14 protein-coding genes are annotated in these 17857 nt (G+C 73.8%); 7 read left to right on the forward strand and 7 right to left on the reverse strand.

The features are described 5' to 3' along the window. Positions 1 to 59 precede the first annotated feature (59 nt). The 4 genes from AB0L34_RS19175 to AB0L34_RS19190 form a co-directional block, all read right to left on the reverse strand. Complete coding sequence (locus AB0L34_RS19175) at positions 60 to 1004, reverse strand: iron-siderophore ABC transporter substrate-binding protein (protein ID WP_363705695.1); 945 nt, start codon at positions 1002 to 1004, stop codon at positions 60 to 62. Further along, positions 1004 to 1915: an ABC transporter ATP-binding protein gene (locus tag AB0L34_RS19180; protein WP_363705696.1), complete on the reverse strand. Its 912-nt coding sequence runs from the start codon at positions 1913 to 1915 to the stop codon at positions 1004 to 1006. Before AB0L34_RS19180 ends, AB0L34_RS19175 begins: the two co-directional genes overlap by 1 nt. Before the next feature lie 25 nt (positions 1916 to 1940). Then, a complete protein-coding gene (locus AB0L34_RS19185) occupies positions 1941 to 3044 on the reverse strand; it encodes an iron ABC transporter permease (protein ID WP_363705697.1) in 1104 nt (367 codons plus the stop codon). 67 nt (positions 3045 to 3111) lie between these two features. Next, entirely contained in the window at positions 3112 to 4158 is a 1047-nt protein-coding gene (locus tag AB0L34_RS19190; RefSeq protein WP_363705698.1) for an iron ABC transporter permease, read from the reverse strand. Between the two features lie 125 nt (positions 4159 to 4283). On the opposite strand from AB0L34_RS19190, the gene AB0L34_RS19195 reads away from it, so the two are divergent. Then, on the forward strand, positions 4284 to 4643 hold the full coding sequence (locus AB0L34_RS19195) for a YciI family protein (RefSeq protein WP_357451977.1): 360 nt from the start codon (positions 4284 to 4286) through the stop codon (positions 4641 to 4643). Between the two features lie 4 nt (positions 4644 to 4647). On the opposite strand, the gene AB0L34_RS19200 is transcribed toward AB0L34_RS19195, so the two are convergent. Further along, positions 4648 to 5088, reverse strand: coding sequence for a cytidine deaminase (locus tag AB0L34_RS19200; protein WP_363705699.1), 441 nt, complete (start codon positions 5086 to 5088; stop codon positions 4648 to 4650). Between the two features lie 133 nt (positions 5089 to 5221). On the opposite strand from AB0L34_RS19200, the gene hrpA reads away from it, so the two are divergent. Beyond that, on the forward strand, positions 5222 to 9256 hold the full coding sequence (gene hrpA / locus AB0L34_RS19205) for an ATP-dependent RNA helicase HrpA (protein ID WP_363705700.1): 4035 nt from the start codon (positions 5222 to 5224) through the stop codon (positions 9254 to 9256). 33 nt (positions 9257 to 9289) lie between these two features. Here the strand turns inward: hrpA and AB0L34_RS19210 are convergent, their stop codons facing one another. After that, on the reverse strand, positions 9290 to 10612 hold the full coding sequence (locus tag AB0L34_RS19210; protein WP_363705701.1) for an FAD-dependent monooxygenase: 1323 nt from the start codon (positions 10610 to 10612) through the stop codon (positions 9290 to 9292). 87 nt (positions 10613 to 10699) lie between these two features. Next, on the reverse strand, positions 10700 to 11629 hold the full coding sequence (locus tag AB0L34_RS19215) for a LysR family transcriptional regulator (RefSeq protein ID WP_363705702.1): 930 nt from the start codon (positions 11627 to 11629) through the stop codon (positions 10700 to 10702). Positions 11630 to 11664: 35 nt separating this feature from the next. Between AB0L34_RS19215 and AB0L34_RS19220 the strand changes: the two genes are divergently transcribed. From AB0L34_RS19220 to AB0L34_RS19240, 5 genes are all read left to right on the forward strand, one after another. After that, the gene (locus AB0L34_RS19220) at positions 11665 to 12396 is read left to right on the forward strand and encodes a succinate dehydrogenase cytochrome b subunit (protein WP_363705703.1); all 732 of its coding nucleotides are present in this window, start codon (positions 11665 to 11667) and stop codon (positions 12394 to 12396) included. A gap of 1 nt (position 12397) precedes the next feature. Then, the gene (locus AB0L34_RS19225; protein ID WP_363705704.1) at positions 12398 to 14335 is read left to right on the forward strand and encodes a fumarate reductase/succinate dehydrogenase flavoprotein subunit; all 1938 of its coding nucleotides are present in this window, start codon (positions 12398 to 12400) and stop codon (positions 14333 to 14335) included. After that, positions 14332 to 15096 (forward strand): succinate dehydrogenase/fumarate reductase iron-sulfur subunit, encoded by a 765-nt coding sequence (locus tag AB0L34_RS19230; RefSeq protein WP_363705705.1) that lies wholly within the window; start codon positions 14332 to 14334, stop codon positions 15094 to 15096. The genes AB0L34_RS19225 and AB0L34_RS19230 overlap by 4 nt, the downstream gene beginning before the upstream one ends. 332 nt (positions 15097 to 15428) lie before the next feature. Beyond that, a complete protein-coding gene (locus AB0L34_RS19235; protein ID WP_363705706.1) occupies positions 15429 to 16613 on the forward strand; it encodes a zinc-dependent alcohol dehydrogenase in 1185 nt (394 codons plus the stop codon). Between the two features lie 134 nt (positions 16614 to 16747). Beyond that, positions 16748 to 17761, forward strand: coding sequence for a serine hydrolase (locus AB0L34_RS19240; protein WP_363705707.1), 1014 nt, complete (start codon positions 16748 to 16750; stop codon positions 17759 to 17761). The last annotated feature ends 96 nt before the right edge of the window (positions 17762 to 17857 follow it).

Here is a 17857-nt window from a genome sequence, read left to right on the forward strand (position 1 = left end):
GCACCGGGGACGGTGCGGCCACCACAGGCGGTTGCCCGGCGAACCCGGGCGGACGTCGGTCAGGCGGTGAGGTACTTCGCCAGGTCGTCGAGGATCCGGCTGGCGGCGCCGACGCCGATGCCGGTCATCCAGATCTGGTCGGAGACGACGTGCGCCTTGCCCGCCTTGACCGCCGGCAGGGCCTTCCACAGCGTCCCGCCGGTGACCTTGGCCTGCTCGGCGGCGGCCTTCTCGCCGTACGCGGTCACGAAGATGACGTCACCGTCGACCTCGCCGATGCGCTCCGGGCTCACCCGGTCCATCCGCCGGTCCTCCTTGCCGGTCAGCAGCTGCCGCTCGGGGCGGCCCAGGCCGGTGTCGCCGATCACGATGCCGGAGAACGAGTCGGGCCCGTACACGCGGATCTCGGTCGGCATGAAGCGGACGATGGACACCTTGCGGTCGGCGGCGTCGCCCAGCTTGGCGCCGAACTCCTTGGCCCGGGTCTCGTACGCGGTGAGCAGGTCCTTGGCCTGCTGCTCCTTGCCGAGCGCCTTGCCGTCGAGGAGGAAGTTCTCCTTCCAGGTGATGCCGACCTTCTCGGTGAACACGGTCGGCGCGATGGCCTTCAGCTCGTCGTAGAACTTCTCCTGGCGGAACTTGCTGCCCAGGATCAGGTCCGGCTTGAGGGCGTTGATGGCCTCCAGGTCGGGCTCGGTGAGCACCCCGACCTCCTTGATGCCGGCGAGCTTCTCCTCGCCGAAGTAGGTCGGCCAGCTCTTCGCCTCGCCCGCGGTGGCGGCGCCGACCGGCGTGACGCCGAGGGACAGCGCGGTGTCGATCTTGTCGGTGTCGAGCACGACGACCCGCTTCGGGTCGGCCGGCACCTTGGTGGTGCCCATGGCGTGGGTGATCTCCCGGGTCTCCCCGGTGGTGGTGCCGGCGACCGGGTCGCTCTCACCGCAGGCGGTGAGGCCGACGCCGAGGGCCAGCGCCGCGGTGAGGGCGGCGGCGAGACGACGCATCAGATTCCTTTCGAGGGGTACGAGCCGGTGCGCGGGGTGAGCGCGTCCTCGGCCGGGGGGCGGGCCGCCGGGGCCGGCGGTCCCGCCGGAGCTGAGCCGACCAGGTCGGCCGCGTCGGACGGCCGGGTCAGCGAGGGGCTGGTGAGCGCGGGCACCACGAGGGGCGCCCCGGTCACCGGGCAGGGCACGACCACGCAGTCGAGCCCGAAGACGTCCCGGACCAGGTCGGCGGTGAGGATCTCCCGGGGCGGCCCGGCGGCCACCACGGCGCCGGACCGCATCGCGACCAGGTGGTCGGCGTACCGGGCGGCCTGGTTGAGGTCGTGCAGCACGGCCACCACCGTCCGGCCCCGCTCGGCGCGCAGCCGGTGCAGCAGGTCCAGCACCTCCACCTGGTGGGCGAGGTCGAGGAAGGTGGTCGGCTCGTCGAGCAGCAGCGCCTCGGTGTCCTGGGCGAGGGTCATGGCGATCCAGACGCGCTGCCGCTGGCCGCCGGAGAGGGTGTCCACGGGCCGGCCGGCCAGCCCGGCCACGTCGGCGAGCGCCATGGCCCGGTCGACGGCGGCGCTGTCCTCCTCCGACCACTGCCGCCACCACCGCTGGTACGGCTGCCGGCCCCGGCCGACCAGGTCGGCGACGGTGACCCCCTCCGGCACCAGCGGACTCTGCGGCAGCACGCCGAGCCGCCGGGCGACGTCGCGGGTCGGCAGGTCCCGGATGGCGGCGCCGTCGAGCAGCACCGCGCCCCGCCGGGGTGTGAGCAGGCGGGCCATGGTGCGCAGCAGGGTGGACTTGCCGCAGGCGTTGGGCCCGACGATCACGGTGAACGCGTCGGCGGGCAGCTCCAGGTCGAGCCCGTCCAGCACCGTCCGCTCGTCGTAGCCGGCGACCAGGTCGCGGGTGGAGAGCATCATGCCTCCTTGCCAGGGTGGGACATCACGAGGGCCGCCGGCGGCCGCGGACCAGCAGGAAGATCAGGTACGGGCCGCCGATGGCGGCGGTCAGCACCCCTGCGGGCAGCTGGGTGGGGGCGAAGAGCCGCCGGCCGGCCAGGTCGGCCAGCACCAGCAGCAGCGCCCCGAGCAGGGCGGCGCAGACCAGCGGGGGGCGCTCCGCGCGGACCAGCCGCCGGGCCAGTTGCGGGGCGACCAGGGCGACGAAGTCGACCGCGCCCACCTGGGCGGTGACCATCGCGGCGGCCAGCACCCCGGTGCCGGCGAGACCGACCCGGCGGGCCACCGGGCGCAGGCCGATCCCCCGGGCGGTGTCGTCGTCCAGCGCGGTGCTGTTCAGCGCCCAGCCGGCCCAGGCGAGCACCGGCAGGAGCGCGACGAGGGTGGCGGCGATCCAGAGGGCCTCGGTCCAGCCCTTGCCGGCGAGCGTGCCGATCAGCCAGATCTGCGCGCGCAGCCCGTCGATCGGATCGGCGGTGAGCATGACCACCTCGGTCAGGGCCCGCAGCGCGAAGGCGACCGCCACGCCGGCGAGCACGAACCGCTGGGCGGCCAACCCGTGCCGGGCGCCGAGGACGAACAACAGCGCGGCGGCGGCCAGCCCACCGGCCAGCGCCGCCGGCGCCACGATCACCGCGGCGGCCCCGCCGGTCAGGGCCACCGTGGCGGCGAGGCCGGCGCCCTGGGTGATGCCGACGACGTCCGGGCTGGCGAGCGGGTTGCGGGCCACGCTCTGGATCAGCGTGCCGGCGACCCCGAAGGCCGCGCCGGCCACCGCGGCCAGCACCAGCCGGGGCAGCCGCAGGTCGAAGACGACCAGGTCGTACGGGGTGCCGGCGCCGGAGAGGGCGCGCAGCACGTCGACCGGGGCGACGTACGGGGTGCCGAGGGAGAGGCTGAGCACCCCGGCGCCCAGCAGCAGCACGACCAGCGTGGCGGCGACCAGCACCGAGCGGCGGCGGATCTGCACGCTGACCGGGCCGACGCGCACCAGCGAGCGCCCGGGCAGCGCGACGACTCCGGCACGGGGGCGGCCCGTCGACCGGTCGGCCGGCTTCCGTGCGGCGGGGCGGGCGGGGGCGGTCACGCCGTCACCACCTTCGCGCGGGGAACGAGCAGGGCGGGCGGCAGAGCGCCGACCAGGGCGGGGGCGGTCACGCCGTCACCACCTTCGCGCGGCGGACCAGCCAGGCCAGCAGCGGGGCGCCGACGAGTGCGGTGACGATGCCCGCCGGCACCTCCCCGGGCGGGGCGACCAGCCGGCCGACGACGTCGGCGCCGAGCAGCAGCGCGGGCCCGAGCAGCGCGGAGACCGCCAGGGTCCAGCGGTGGTCGGCGCCGACCAGGGCGCGGGCCAGGTGCGGCACGGCGAGCCCGACGAAGGCGATCGGGCCGGCGGCGGCGACGGCCGCCCCGGTGAGGAGCACGGCGGCGACGCCGCCGCCGAGGCGGACCAGCCCGATCCGGTGCCCGAGGCCCCGGGCCACGTCGTCGCCGAGGGCGAGGGCGTCCAGGCCGCGGGCGACGAGGGCGGCCAGCACCAGCCCGGCGAGCACGAACGGCAGCACCTGGGCGGCCACCGAGACATCCCGCCCGGTGAGCCCGCCGACCACCCAGAACCGGTAGTCCTCGAACGTGCGGGCGTCGATGCTGAGCAGCGCGTACACCACGGAGGCGAGACTGGCGTCGAGGGCCGCGCCGACCAGCGCGAGAGTGACCGGGCTGGCGCCCTCGCGGGCGCGGGTGGCGACGGCGAAGACCAGCAGGCCGGCGAGGAGCGCGCCGCCGATGCCGAACCAGACGTAGCCGGCGAGGCTGCCGACGCCGAACACGGAGATGGCGAGCACCACGCCGAACGACGCGCCGGCACTGATCCCGAGGATGCGCGGCTCCGCGAGCGGGTTGCGGGTCAGCGCCTGGAAGAGCACCCCGGCGACGGCGAGCGCCAGCCCGACGACGAGGCCGAGGGCGGTACGCGGCATCCGCAGCTCCCGGACGATGGTGGTGGCCTCGCCGCCGTCCGGGGCGACCAGGGCGCGCCACACCTCGTCGACGGCGAGCGACCGGCTGCCGAGCGCGAAGCTCGCCAGCACGGCCAACAGCAGCGCCAGCGCGGCGGCGACGGCGACCGCCGCCCGGCGACCGCCATGCGCGCGGGGCCGGGTGCCGGCCGGGGCCGGTGGGGTGGCGAGGGTGGTCACGAGTCTCCCGCAAGCTGTGCTTAGGTTCGCCTTACCTTAGACCACCCGGTTAGGGCCGCCTAACCAGCGGTGGTCGATCCGCCGCGCCGCCGCCCGGCGGCACGTCCCGGCCCTACGCTGGAGGGATGCGATTCGACCAGCACACGGTGGTGCTCCTGGTGCGCCCACCGGACGCCCCGGAGCTGCCGCTGGACGCGGCCGACCGGTTGCAGGACGCCCACCTGGCCCACCAGGCGGGGCTGGTGGACCAGGGTCTCGTCCTGGCGGCGGGGCCCTTCGTGGCGGCCGACGACGACCGGCTGCGCGGGTTCGTCGTGCTCCCGATCAGCCCGGAGGAGGCCCGCGAGCTGTATCACAACGACCCGGCCGTGCGGGCCGGGCAGCTGGCCGTGCAGGTGATGAGCTGGATGGTGCCGGAGGGCAACGTGCGGTTCGAGAGCGTGCCGATCCCCCGGTCGATGCTGGAGGCGGCGGCCGGCGACTGAGCCGTCAGTCCCCGGCGCCCGTGCGGGCCGCCGGCAGCGACGGGCCGTCGAGCTGGTGGTCGGCCCAGACGTAGGTCTCGGGCAGCAGCTCGGCGACCGGCACCACGCGCAGCGCGTCCATCGGCCCGACGATGACCCGGATGGTGGGGAAGTAGTCGCGCAGCACCTGCCGGCAGCGCCCGCAGGGCGCGATCACCCCGCGCCCCCGGTCGCCCACCGCGACGATCGTCTCCAGCTCGGTGACGCCCTGGGTGGCGGCGGCGCCGACCGCGACCACCTCCGCACAGGGGCCGCCGGTGAAGTGGTAGACGTTCACGCCGGTGAAGACCCGACCGTCGGTGGTCCGCGCGGCGGCGGCGACCGTGTGGTTCTCGCTGCGGCAGCGCAGCTTGGCGACCGCCGTGGCGGCCTGCACCAGGGCCCGGTCGGTGTCCCGCATCGTCATCGCGCATCCCCGTGGTTCGACGTCGGTCGGCGGTCAACTCTAGACCCGCCGGCGCCCGCGCGGGCGGACGCGCGCGGGCGGACCGGTAACCCGGGAGCGGTCCGGCCGCCGGCTGCCTATCCTTGGCGACGACATGCAGAATCCAGCCGCACCCGCCGCGACCGATCCCGCCCGCGAGCTGCACCGCCGCCTCCGTCCCCTGATGTTCCGCGACCAGCGTCGCCTGCAACGGCGGCTGGACGGGGTGCGCAGGCTCAGGGACCCGCAGCGGCGCGACGAGGCGCTCGCCGAGATCGCCGCCGACGTCGCGCGGGCCGAGGCGCGGCTGGAGAGCCGGCGCGCCGCCGTGCCGGTGGTCACCTACCCGGCGCAGCTGCCGGTCAGCGAACGCAAGGACGACATCGCCGCCGCGATCCGCGACCACCAGGTGGTGATCGTGGCCGGCGAGACCGGCTCCGGCAAGACCACCCAGCTGCCCAAGATCTGCCTGGAGCTGGGGCGCGGGATCAACGGGCTGATCGGGCACACCCAGCCGCGCCGGCTGGCCGCGCGTACGGTGGCGGACCGGATCGCCGAGGAGCTCGGCACCGAGCTGGGCGACGTGGTCGGCTACAAGGTGCGCTTCACCGACCAGGTGAGCGACCGGAGCCTGGTCAAGCTGATGACCGACGGCATCCTGCTCGCCGAGTTGCAGACCGACCGGATGCTGCGCCAGTACGACACCCTGATCATCGACGAGGCGCACGAGCGCAGCCTCAACATCGACTTCATCCTCGGCTACCTCCGGCAGCTCCTCCCCCGCCGCCCCGACCTCAAGGTGATCATCACCTCGGCGACCATCGAGACCGAGCGGTTCGCCCGGCACTTCGCCGGGCCGCCCACCGACGACGCGCCGGACGGCGTCCCGGCGCCGGTGGTCGAGGTGTCCGGGCGCACGTACCCGGTCGAGGTGCGCTACCGGCCGCTGGTCGAGGTCGCCGAGGGCGAGGACGACGGGGACGACGAGGAGAACGTCCGGGACCAGATCCAGGCCATCGGCGACGCCGTCGAGGAGCTGGCCGCCGAGGGGCCCGGCGACGTCCTGGTCTTCCTCAGCGGCGAGCGGGAGATCCGGGACACCGCCGACGCGCTGGGCAAGCTGGTGGAGAAGAAGCCGGCGCTGCGCGGCACGGAGATCCTGCCGCTCTACGCCCGGCTCTCCACCGCCGAGCAGCACCGGGTCTTCGCCCCGCACGCCGGGCGCCGGGTGGTGCTCGCGACCAACGTCGCGGAGACCTCGCTCACCGTGCCCGGCATCAAGTACGTGGTGGACCCGGGCACGGCCCGCATCTCCCGCTACAGCAGCCGGCTCAAGGTGCAGCGGCTGCCGATCGAGCCGGTCTCGCAGGCCTCCGCCAACCAGCGCAAGGGGCGCTGCGGGCGCACCTCGGACGGCATCTGCATCCGCCTCTACGACGAGCAGGACTTCCTGTCCCGCCCCGAGTTCACCGACCCCGAGATCCTGCGTACCAACCTCGCCTCGGTCATCCTCCAGATGACCTCGATCGGGCTCGGCGACATCGCCGCGTTCCCGTTCATCGACCCGCCGGACCGGCGCAACATCGCCGACGGCGTCAACCTGCTGCACGAGCTGGGCGCGCTGGACCCGGCCGAGCCCGACCCGGCGAAGCGGCTCACCCCGCTCGGCCGGCGGCTCGCCCAGCTCCCCGTCGACCCGCGGCTGGCCCGGATGGTCGTCGAGGGTGAGCGCAACGGCTGCGCCACCGAGGTGATGGTGATCGCCGCCGCGCTGTCGATCCAGGACCCCCGCGAGCGGCCCGCGGACCGGCAGGCCCAGGCCGACCAGGCGCACGCCCGGTTCACCGACCGCGAGTCGGACTTCGTGACGCTGCTCAACCTGTGGCGGCACCTGCGCGAGCAGCAGCGCGAGCTGTCCTCCAGCGCGTTCCGCCGGATGTGCAAGGCGGAGTTCCTCAACTACCTGCGGGTACGCGAATGGCAGGACATCGTCAGCCAGTTGCGCCAGGTGCTGCGTACCCCCGAAGAGGGGCGACCGGCGCGGGACGCCGACGGCGGCGGCCGGCGCCGGGGCGGCGCGGACCTGCCGGAGGAGATCGACACCCCCAGGGTGCACCAGTCGCTGCTGGCCGGCCTGCTGTCGCACATCGGGCTCAAGGATGCCCAGAAGCACGAGTACCTGGGCGCGCGGGGCGCCAAGTTCGCGCTCTTCCCCGGCTCGGCGCTGTTCAAGAAGCCGCCGCGGTGGGTGATGGCCGCCGAGCTGGTGGAGACCTCCCGGCTCTGGGGCCGGGTGAACGGCCGGGTCGAGCCGGAGTGGGTCGAGCCCCTCGCCCAGCACCTGGTCAAGCGCAGCTACAGCGAGCCGCACTGGGAGAAGAAGCAGGCGGCCGTGATGGCGTACGAGAAGGTGACGCTCTACGGCGTCCCGCTGGTCACCTCGCGCAAGGTCAACTTCGGCCGGATCGACCCGGCGCTGTCCCGCGAGCTGTTCATCCGGCACGCCCTGGTGGAGGGCGACTGGCAGACCCACCACCACTTCTGGCGGGACAACCAGCGGCTGCTGGCGGAGATCGAGGAGCTGGAGAACCGGGCCCGTCGCCGCGACATCCTCGTCGACGACCAGACCGTCTTCGACTTCTACGACGCCCGCGTCCCGGCGGACGTGGTCTCCGGGCGGCACTTCGACGCCTGGTGGAAGAAGACCCGCCGCGAGCAGCCGGACCTGCTCACCTTCACCCGGGAGCTGCTGGTCAACGCCGGCCGCGGCGGGGTGGACGAGGCCGACTATCCCGACGAGTGGTCGGCCGACGGGGTGACCCTGCCGCTGACCTACCGGTTCGAGCCGGGCACCGCGACCGACGGCGTGACCGTCGACATCCCGCTGCCGCTGCTCAACCAGGTGCCGGCCGAGAGCTTCGACTGGCAGGTCCCCGGGCTGCGCGAGGAACTGGTGGTCGCGCTGATCCGCTCGCTGCCCAAGGCGGTGCGCCGCAACTTCGTCCCGGTGCCGGACTACGCCCGCGCGGCGCTCGCCGCGATGCCGGCCGGCGAGGAGCCGCTGCTGGACGCGCTGACCCGGCAGCTGCGCCGGATGACCGGCGTCACCGTGCCCCGCGACGCCTGGGACCTCGACCGGCTGCCCGCGCACCTGAGGGTGAGCTTCCGGGTGCTCGACGAGGAGAACAAGCCGGTCGCCGAGGGCAAGGACCTGCCGGCCCTGCAACGCCAGCTCAAGGCGGAGGTACGCCAGGTGGTGGCCGCCGCCGCGCCGGACGTGGCCCGCACCGGGCTGACCGACTGGGGCATCGGCACGCTGCCGCGCACCATCGAGCAGGTCCGGGCCGGGTACGCGGTGACGGCGTACCCGGCGCTGGTGGACGAGGGCGCCACGGTCGGGGTGAAGGTGTTCGACTCGCCGGCCGAGCAAGAGGCCGCGCACTGGGCGGGCACCCGGCGGCTGCTCCGGCTGACCGTGCCGTCGCCGGCGAGGTTCCTCCAGGGGCGGCTGAGCAACGAGGCGAAGCTGGCCCTGAGCCGCAACCCGCACGGGGGTGTGCAGCAGCTCATCGAGGACGCCGCCGGGGCGGCGATCGACAAGCTGATCGGCGACGCCGGCGGGCCGGCCTGGGACGCCGAGGGCTTCGCCGCCCTGCGCGAGAGGGTCCGCGCCGACCTGGTGGACACCGTGGTCGAGGTGATGGACCGGGTGCGCAGGGTGCTCGCCGCCGCGCACGCGGTGGAGCAGCGGCTCGGCAAGACCCAGAACCTGGCCGTGGTGGCGGCGCTGGCCGACATCCGGGCCCAGCTCACCGGCCTGGTGCACGCCGGCTTCGTCACCGAGACCGGGTACGCGCGCCTGCCCGACCTGCTGCGCTACCTCACGGCGATCGAGCGGCGCCTGGACCGGCTGCCCGGCAACCCGCAGCGCGACAAGCAGCAGCAGGACCGGATCGCGGTGGTGCAGAAGGAATACCAGGACATGCTCGCCGCGCTGCCGCCGAGCCGCCGGCAGTCGGCGGCGGTCCGGCAGATCCGCTGGATGATCGAGGAGCTGCGGGTGAACGTCTTCGCCCAGGCCCTGGGCACCCCGTACCCGGTGTCGGAGCAGCGGATCTACCGCGCGATGGACGACGCCGAGGGCAGGTAGTCCGGGCGCGGGTCGGCGGGGCGGGCCGGCGGGTCAGCGCGCCGACGCGGACGCGCCGCGCAGCACCCGCAGCAGCACCGCCGGGGAGAGCAGCCGCGCCGGCGGGTCGACGAGGTTGAGCACCCGCAGGAACGCCGCGCCCAGCGCCGCGTCCCGGGCCGCCGCGGCGTGCAGCCGGCCGACGTACGCGTTGACCAGGCGCACCCGCGGCGAACGCCGACCGGGCACCTCGGGGAAGCGCAGGTCGGTGCCGACCGCGATGGACCACGGCCCGTCGATCAGGCGACGCGCGCCCCGGAAGAAGCTCCGGGCGAGCCGGTCCGGCCGCCGCCGGACCAGCCGGCGCAGCAACAGCGCCTCCAGCGCGGCCACGGTCATGCCCTGCCCGTAGACCGGGTTGAAGCTGCACAACGCGTCGGCCACCACGAGATAGCCGGCCGGGAAGCGGCGCAGCCGCTCGTAGCGGCGCCGCACGCTGGCCGGGTACCGCATCGTCACCGGTGGGCTCGCCGGCCGCGCCGTACGCAGCAGCTCGGCGATCTGCGGGGCGGCGAGGCGGTCGGCGAAGGCGGCCATTCCCTCGTCGTCGGCCGGCGGCTCCTCGCCGAGCATGCCGCTGAGCGCCACCGCGAACCGGTCCTGTTCCTGCACGGCGACGATGCCGCCCCACGGCTGGCCGGGCACGGCGTTGGTGAGCGCGCCGAGCAGCCCCTCCAGGTGGTGCGGCTCGCGGCGGTAGGTGCGGGTGACGTAGGTGACCCCGATCCGGACCCGGTCCTCGGGCGCCGGCCGGTAGCCCAGCTCGGCCAGCCACACGGGGCTGCGGCTGCCCCGGCCGCCGGCGTCCACCACCAGGTCGGCCTCGACGGTGTGCGGCTCCCCGTCGCGGGGGCGCAGCCGCACGCCGGTGACCCGGCGCCGGTCGGCGGTGGTGGTGAGCCCCTCCGCCTCGCAGCCCGACACGATCCGGACCCCGGGCAGGGCGGCTACCCGCCGCCGGACCACCTGCTCCAGCAGCGGCCGGCTGACCCCGAAGCCGAGCAGCGGCGACGGCGCGCGCCGCATCCGGTGGCCGTCGTTGTACCAGTGGACCTGCTCGTGCAGGTCGACCGTGGGCACGCCGTTCGCGGTCAGCTCGGCGGTGATGCCGGGCAGCAGTTCCTCGAACGCCTGCCGGCCCCGGGCCAGCAGGACGTGCAACTGCCGCCCCTGCGGCACGCCCCGGCGGCTGGCCGCCCGCTCGGGCAGCACGTCGCGGTCGACGAGGGTGACCCGGTCGTACGCCTCGGTGAGTGCGCGGGCGACCAGCAGGCCGCCCATGCTGGCGCCGATCACCACGGCGCTGCCGGTTGCCATGCGGGCAGCGTAGGTCGACCGCCGGCCGGGATTCGCCTTCCGCCTTGCGCACCCGAGGTCGCCTTGCCGACGGGTCGTCCCGGCGGGTCAGAGCGGCTCGACGCCGGGCGGCAGGTCGCCGTTGGTGGTGGCGTCGCGGACGTACTCCAGCAGTATCCGGCGCAGCTCCCGGCCGGCGTGGGTGGGCACCACGTCGCGGCGTCGGGCGACCGCGATGGTCCGCCGGACGCCGGGCGGGGCCAGCCGGGTGACCCGGACGCCCGCCCGGCGGGCCACCACGATCCCGGGCACCAGCGCGACGCCCAGCCCGGCCTCGACGAAGCTCAGCACGGCGTCCATCTCGCCGCCGTCGACCGCGATGGTGGGCTCGAAGCCGGCCTCCCGGCAGGCCTGGATGGTGGCGTCGCGCAGGTCGTAGCCCTCCCGGAACATCACCATCGGCTGGTCGCGCAGGTCGCCGACGCGCAGCTGGCCGGCGCCGGGGGCGACCGACAGCTCCTCCACCGAGGCGACCACCAGGCTCTCCCGCAGGATCGGGTCCGCGCGCAGCCCGGGATCGGTGCCCTGCGCCGGCATGATGATCAGCGCCAGGTCGAGGTCGCCGCGGAGCAGGTCGCGGACCAGGTCCTGCGAGCCGCTCTCCTCCACCCGCAGGTCGACGGTGGGATGGGCGTCGCGGAACCGGCGCAGCACCGGCGGGGCGAGCGAGGTGGCCAGGCTGGGGGTGGCGCCGAGCCGGACCCGGCCGCGCCGCAGGCCGACCAGCTCCTGCACCTCGCGGGTCGCCGTGTCCACGTCGGCGAGGATCCGCTTGGCCAGCGGAAGCAGCACCTCCCCCGCCGCGGTCAGCGCGATGTTGCCCCTTACCCGCTCGAAGAGGGGGGCGCCGAGGGCGTCCTCCAGGGCGTGAATTTGCTTACTCAAGGACGGTTGCGTGATGCCCACCAGATCGGCGGCTTGGGTGAAATGTCGGACTTCGGCGACCGCCACGAAGTACTTCAGCTGATGGAGCTGCATCTACATAGCCTATAGCTATCAAGACTGCGAGGTCGATGCATTGGACGACTGATCCATGTGCTCCTAGCGTCGTTCGCGTGGTAGTCACGAGAACACGGTCGCCCATCCGCTCCAACGTCGGCCTCAAGGCCGTCATGGCGGTGACGGGCATCATCCTGGTGCTGTTCCTCATCCTGCACATGCTCGGCAACCTGAAGGTGTTCACGGGGGAGACCTCGTTCGACCACTACGCGCACTGGCTGCGCGACATCGGCAAGCCGCTGCTGCCGGGCGTCTGGTTCCTCTGGATCCAGCGCGGCGCGCTGACCGTCGCCGTCGTGGCGCACATCGCCGCCGCCACCGTCCTGGCCCGGCGCTCCCGCGCCGCCCGCCCGGTCCGGTACGCACACCGCCCGAAGGTCCAGGGCAGCTACGCGGCCCGCACGATGCGCTGGGGCGGGGTGATCATCCTCCTCTTCGTGATCTACCACCTGCTGGACCTGACCACCGGTCACCTGAACCCGGTCGGCGACCCGACGAAGCCGTACGCCAACGTCGTCGCCGACTTCGCGCCGGAGCGCTGGTACGTCACGCTCTTCTACACCCTGGCGATCGTCGCGCTGGGCTTCCACCTGCGGCACGGGGCGTTCAGCGCGTTCCGCAGCCTGGGGCAGCAGACCCCGAAGGGCGAGCGCCGGGCGCGCACCGCCGCGCTGGTCTTCGCCGTCACGCTCTGCGCCGGCTTCCTGGTGGTCCCGTTCGCCGTACTCACCGGATTGGTGTCCTGACATGGATCTCTACACCGAGGGCGACCCGATCGCCGACACCAAGGCTCCCGAGGGCCCGATCGAGACCCGCTGGGACCGCCGCCGCTTCGAGGCCAAGCTGGTCAACCCGGCCAACCGCCGGAAGATGACCGTGATCGTGGTCGGCACCGGCCTGGCCGGCGGCTCGGCCGCCGCCACGCTCGCCGAACAGGGCTACCGGGTCAAGTCCTACTGCTACCAGGACAGCCCGCGCCGGGCGCACTCCATCGCCGCGCAGGGCGGCATCAACGCCGCCAAGAACTACCGCAACGACGGCGACTCGGTGCACCGGCTCTTCTACGACACCGTCAAGGGCGGCGACTTCCGCTCCCGGGAGTCGAACGTCCACCGGCTGGCCGAGGTCTCGGTCAACATCATCGACCAGTGCGTCGCCCAGGGCGTCCCGTTCGCCCGCGAGTACGGCGGCCTGCTCGACACCCGATCCTTCGGCGGAGCGCAGGTGCAGCGCACCTTCTACGCGCGGGGCCAGACGGGTCAGCAGCTGCTGCTCGGCGCGTACCAGGCGCTGGAGCGGCAGATCGGCCTCGGCAACGTCGAGATGAACGCCCGGCACGAGATGCTGGAGCTGATCGTCGTCGACGGCAAGGCCCGGGGCATCGTCGTCCGGGACATGGTCACCGGCGAGATCACCACGGAGTTCGCGGACGCCGTCGTGCTCGCCTCCGGCGGCTACGGCAACGTCTTCTACCTCTCCACCAACGCCAAGGGCTGCAACGTCACCGCCACCTGGCGGGCGCACCGCAAGGGCGCGTACTTCGCCAACCCCTGCTACACGCAGATCCACCCGACCTGCATCCCGGTCTCCGGCGACCACCAGTCGAAGCTGACCCTGATGAGCGAGTCGCTGCGCAACGACGGCCGGGTCTGGGTGCCCAAGGCCAAGGGCGACACCCGCAGCCCGAAGGACATCCCCGAGGACGAGCGGGACTACTACCTGGAGCGGATCTACCCCTCCTTCGGCAACCTGGTCCCCCGGGACATCGCCTCCCGCGCCGCCAAGAACGTCTGCGACGAGGGACGCGGCGTCGGCCCGACCGGGCTCGGCGTCTACCTGGACTTCGCCGACGCGATCAACCGGCTCGGCCGCAAGGCCATCGAGGCCAAGTACGGCAACCTCTTCGAGATGTACGAGCGGATCACCGGCGAGGACCCGTACGAGGTCCCGATGCGGATCTACCCCGCCGTGCACTACACGATGGGCGGCCTCTGGGTCGACTACGACCTCCAGTCGACCATCCCGGGCCTGTTCGTGGTCGGCGAGGCGAACTTCTCCGACCACGGCGCGAACCGGCTCGGCGCCTCGGCGCTGATGCAGGGCCTGGCCGACGGCTACTTCGTGCTGCCGAACACCATCGCCAACTACCTGGCGGCCGGGCCGTTCGACAAGGTCGACGCCAGCCACCCCGCGGCCGTGCAGGCGCGCGCCGACGTCGAGGACCGCATCCAGCGGCTGCTGGCGGTCAACGGCGACCGGACCGTCGACTCGTTCCACCGCGAACTGGGTCAGATCATGTGGGAGCACTGCGGCATGGAGCGCAGCGCGACCGGGCTACGCAAGGCGATCGACGAGATCCGCGCCCTGCGCGACCAGTTCTGGCAGCGGGTCCGGGTGCCGGGCAACGGCGAGGGGCTCAACCAGTCGCTGGAGAAGGCCGGCCGGGTGGCCGACTTCTTCGAGCTCGCCGAGCTGATGTGCATCGACGCCCTGCACCGCGAGGAGTCCTGCGGCGGCCACTTCCGGGCCGAGCACCAGACGCCCGACGGCGAGGCGGAACGCGACGACGAGCGGTTCGCGTACGTCGCGGCCTGGGAGTTCACCGCCACCGGCGAGCCCTCGGTGCTGCACAAGGAAGACCTCAAGTTCGAATACGTCCACCCCACGCAGCGGAGCTACAAGTGAACCTGACCCTGCGCATCTGGCGCCAGTCCGACCCCGAGGACAAGGGTCGGATGGTGACCTACAAGGTCGACGACGTCTCCCCGGACATGTCGTTCCTGGAGATGCTCGACGTGCTCAACGAGCGACTGATCCTCGCCGGCGAGGAGCCGGTGGCGTTCGACCACGACTGCCGCGAGGGCATCTGCGGCATGTGCGGCCTGATGATCAACGGCAACGCGCACGGGCCGCAGCGCGGCACCACCGCCTGCCAGCTGCACATGCGGCAGTTCTCCGACGGCGACACGATCGACATCGAGCCGTGGCGGGCCCGGGCGTTCCCGGTCATCAAGGACCTGGTGGTCAACCGGGGCGCGTTCGACAAGATCATCGCGGCCGGCGGCTACATCACCGCGCCGACCGGCAGCGCCCCCGAGGCACACTCCACCCCGGTCGCCAAGGCCAACGCCGACGCCGCCTTCGAGGCGGCCGAGTGCATCGGCTGCGGCGCCTGCGTGGCCGCCTGCCCCAACGGCTCCGGCATGCTCTTCACCGCCGCCAAGATCACCCAGCTCTCGCTGCTGCCGCAGGGCCAGCCGGAGCGCTACACCCGGGTGATCGGCATGGTCGACGCGCACGACGAGGCCGGCTTCGGCGGCTGCACCAACGCCGGTGAGTGCACCGTGGTCTGCCCGAAGGGCATCCCGCTGAACACGATCGGCCGACTCAACCGCGACTACCTGATGGCCACCTCGAAGCGGGGCGACAACACCCCCGGCGCCTGACCCTTCCGGCAGCACGCCGACGGCGGGCCGTCGCACCCCTGCGGGTGCGGCGGCCCGCCCGCTTTCCGGCACTCGCCCGCCCGCCGCCGTCACGCCCGCAGCACGTCACCAACCACCCTGCCCCACCCCACGGGCAGCTCGACGGCCACCCCGTGCCCCCACCCAAACCCACCTCACCAACTCGCCGCTGCCACCCGGGACGGCCGGCGGCCCAGCCGCGCCCCGACGCCCACGGTCCGACGCCGCACTCACGGACCAACCGCCCGGGCCCGGTTCAAGCCGGCGTGGACGGGTAGCAGTCCACCGGAGGGCGCGAGAGGGGACGTCGGGACATGAAGGCACTGACCTGGCAGGGCAAGCGGGACGTACGGGTCGAGGAGGTGCCGGATCCGCGGATCGAGGAGCCGACCGATGCGATCGTCCGGATCACCTCGACCGCCATCTGCGGCTCCGACCTGCACCTCTACGAGGTGCTCGGGCCGTACCTCACGCCCGGCGACGTCCTCGGCCACGAGCCGATGGGCATCGTCGAGGAGGTCGGCCCGGGGGTGACCCGGCTCAAGCCGGGCGACCGGGTGGTGGTGCCGTTCACCATCTCCTGCGGCACCTGCTGGATGTGCCAGCGGCAGCTCTACGCCCAGTGCGAGACCACCCAGGTGACCTCCGAGGGCAAGGGCGCCGCGATGTTCGGCTACACCTCGCTCTACGGCTCGGTGCCCGGCGGGCAGGCGGAGTACCTGCGGGTGCCGCACGCCCAGTTCGGCCCGATCCAGGTGCCGGAGACCGGGCCCGACGAGCGGTGGCTCTACCTGTCCGACGTCCTGCCGACGGCGTGGCAGGCGGTGACGTACGCGGACACCCCGCGCGGCGGCACCCTCGCCGTCTTCGGGCTCGGCCCGGTCGGCCAGTTCTGCGCGCGCGTCGGCCGGCACCTCGGCGCCGACCGGGTGATCGGGCTGGACCGGGTTCCGGAGCGGCTGGCGATGGCGCGCCGGCACGGCATCGAGGTGCTCGACGTCAGCGAGCTGGACGACGTGCCCGGTGCGCTGATCGACCTGGTGGACGGGCGCGGCCCCGACGCGGTGATCGACGCCGTCGGCATGGAGGCGCACGGCGCTCCCCTCGGCAAGCTCGCCCAGACCGCCGCCGGGCTGCTGCCCGACAAACTCGCCCAGACCATGACCGACAAGGTCGGCGTCGACCGGCTCGTCGTGCTCAAGGCGGCGCTCAAGGCGGTCCGGCGCGGTGGCACCGTCGCCATCTCCGGGGTGTACGGCGGCGAGGTCGATCCGATGCCGCTGATGGAGATGTTCGACCGGGGCATCCAGGTGCGGATGGGGCAGTGCCACGTGCGTCGGTGGACCGACGAGATCATCCCGCTGCTCTCCGGCGACGACGACCCGCTGGGCGTGGAGGACCTGCGCACCCACCGGGTGCCGCTGGCGCGGGCGCCGCAGGCGTACGAGATGTTCCAGAAGAAGCGGGACGGCTGCGTCAAGGTCGTGCTCGCGCCGTGAGCCGGACGGTGGTCGTCACCGGCGCGACCAGCGGGATCGGCCGGGTGAGCGCGTCGTGGGATCACCGGCGTCGATCGTTTCGCCTAGGGTGGTGGGCCGGAGAGCACGCCCGACCACCACGACGGGAGAGACGATTGACCATCCGGGTGAACCGCAGGACCGCGCTGGGACTCGGCACGGTGGCCACCGCCGGGACGGTGCTCGGCGCCGCCGCGCCGGCGTCCGCCGCCCCCGAGGTCACCGAACCGGCTCCGGCCACACCCCGGCAGGCCGCCCTTCGGGTCGCCGCGAGTTACGCGCGGGAGACCGACCGCGCCGGCGGCAACTGGCAGGCGTACGTCAGCGTCGCCGACCCGGCCGGCGAACCGGCGGTGGCGGTGGCCGACGAGCCGGACCGGCGGATCGAGGCGTACAGCGTCAACAAGATCGCGGTGGCGACGGCGGTGCTGGACAAGGTCGACCGGGGGCTGCTGACGCTCGACCAGCGGGTCGAGGTCACCGCCGCGATCGTGGTGCCCGGCGGGGACGGCATGTTCAGCCTGGACGGCGCCTACCCCAGCTCGGTGACGCTCGGCCACGCGCTGGCCAACCTGTTGACCGTCTCCGACGACACGGCGGTGCGGCTGTGCGGCCTGGTCTGCCCCGCCGCCGAACTCAACCAGATCCTGCGGGACAAGGGCTTCCCGAACACGCAGGTGCAGCCGGTGGCCAACCCGAACCGGTTCTTCCTCGGCACCAGCACCCCCCGCGAGACCCACGACCTGCTGCGCGCCCTGGTGGGCGGCACCCTGCTCTCGCCGGCCGCCACGGCCTTCGTGCTGCGGCTGCTGCGCGCCCCCGTCGCGTACACCGACGGGGTCCGGCGCGTCATGTCCTCGGCCGAGCGGGCCCGGATCGCCACCAAGGCGGGCTGGTTCGCCGACGCCCGGCACGAGGCCGGGGTGATCTTCGACGCGGCCGGCGCGCCCCTGCTGACGTACGCCCTCTTCGCCGACGGGCAGGCCGGCGCCGACGACTACGGCGCCACCCATCCCGCCGTCGAGGCCCGGGCCCGGATGGGCCGGCGTTTCCTCGCCGCGGTCGACCGCCTCACCGGCACCGGCGCCACCCACCGTCCGGCCGTGCAGCGGCCCAGCAACGGCGGCTGAGCCGCCGCGCGGCGCGGGTGGTCCCGGCGGGCGTGCGGCCGGGGCCACCCTGACCGCCCGCAGACCCGCCGGAGACCCGGCTACCGTGTACGACGG

Origin of the sequence: Micromonospora sp. NPDC052213 (genome assembly GCF_040679695.1) — a bacterium.
Classification (GTDB): Bacteria; Actinomycetota; Actinomycetes; order Mycobacteriales; family Micromonosporaceae; genus Micromonospora.

What these genes read in the sequence shown, in the direction of transcription:
- AB0L34_RS19175 (WP_363705695.1), bottom strand. Translation starts at nt 1,004, where the DNA reads ATGCGTCGTCTCGCCGCCGCCCTCACCGCGGCGCTGGCCCTCGGCGTC.
- AB0L34_RS19180 (WP_363705696.1), bottom strand. Translation starts at nt 1,915, where the DNA reads ATGCTCTCCACCCGCGACCTGGTCGCCGGCTACGACGAGCGGACGGTG.
- AB0L34_RS19195 (WP_357451977.1), top strand. Translation starts at nt 4,284, where the DNA reads ATGCGATTCGACCAGCACACGGTGGTGCTCCTGGTGCGCCCACCGGAC.
- AB0L34_RS19200 (WP_363705699.1), bottom strand. Translation starts at nt 5,088, where the DNA reads ATGACGATGCGGGACACCGACCGGGCCCTGGTGCAGGCCGCCACGGCG.
- hrpA (WP_363705700.1), top strand. Translation starts at nt 5,222, where the DNA reads ATGCAGAATCCAGCCGCACCCGCCGCGACCGATCCCGCCCGCGAGCTG.
- AB0L34_RS19210 (WP_363705701.1), bottom strand. Translation starts at nt 10,612, where the DNA reads ATGGCAACCGGCAGCGCCGTGGTGATCGGCGCCAGCATGGGCGGCCTG.
- AB0L34_RS19215 (WP_363705702.1), bottom strand. Translation starts at nt 11,629, where the DNA reads ATGCAGCTCCATCAGCTGAAGTACTTCGTGGCGGTCGCCGAAGTCCGA.
- AB0L34_RS19220 (WP_363705703.1), top strand. Translation starts at nt 11,665, where the DNA reads ATGCATTGGACGACTGATCCATGTGCTCCTAGCGTCGTTCGCGTGGTA.
- AB0L34_RS19225 (WP_363705704.1), top strand. Translation starts at nt 12,398, where the DNA reads ATGGATCTCTACACCGAGGGCGACCCGATCGCCGACACCAAGGCTCCC.
- AB0L34_RS19235 (WP_363705706.1), top strand. Translation starts at nt 15,429, where the DNA reads ATGAAGGCACTGACCTGGCAGGGCAAGCGGGACGTACGGGTCGAGGAG.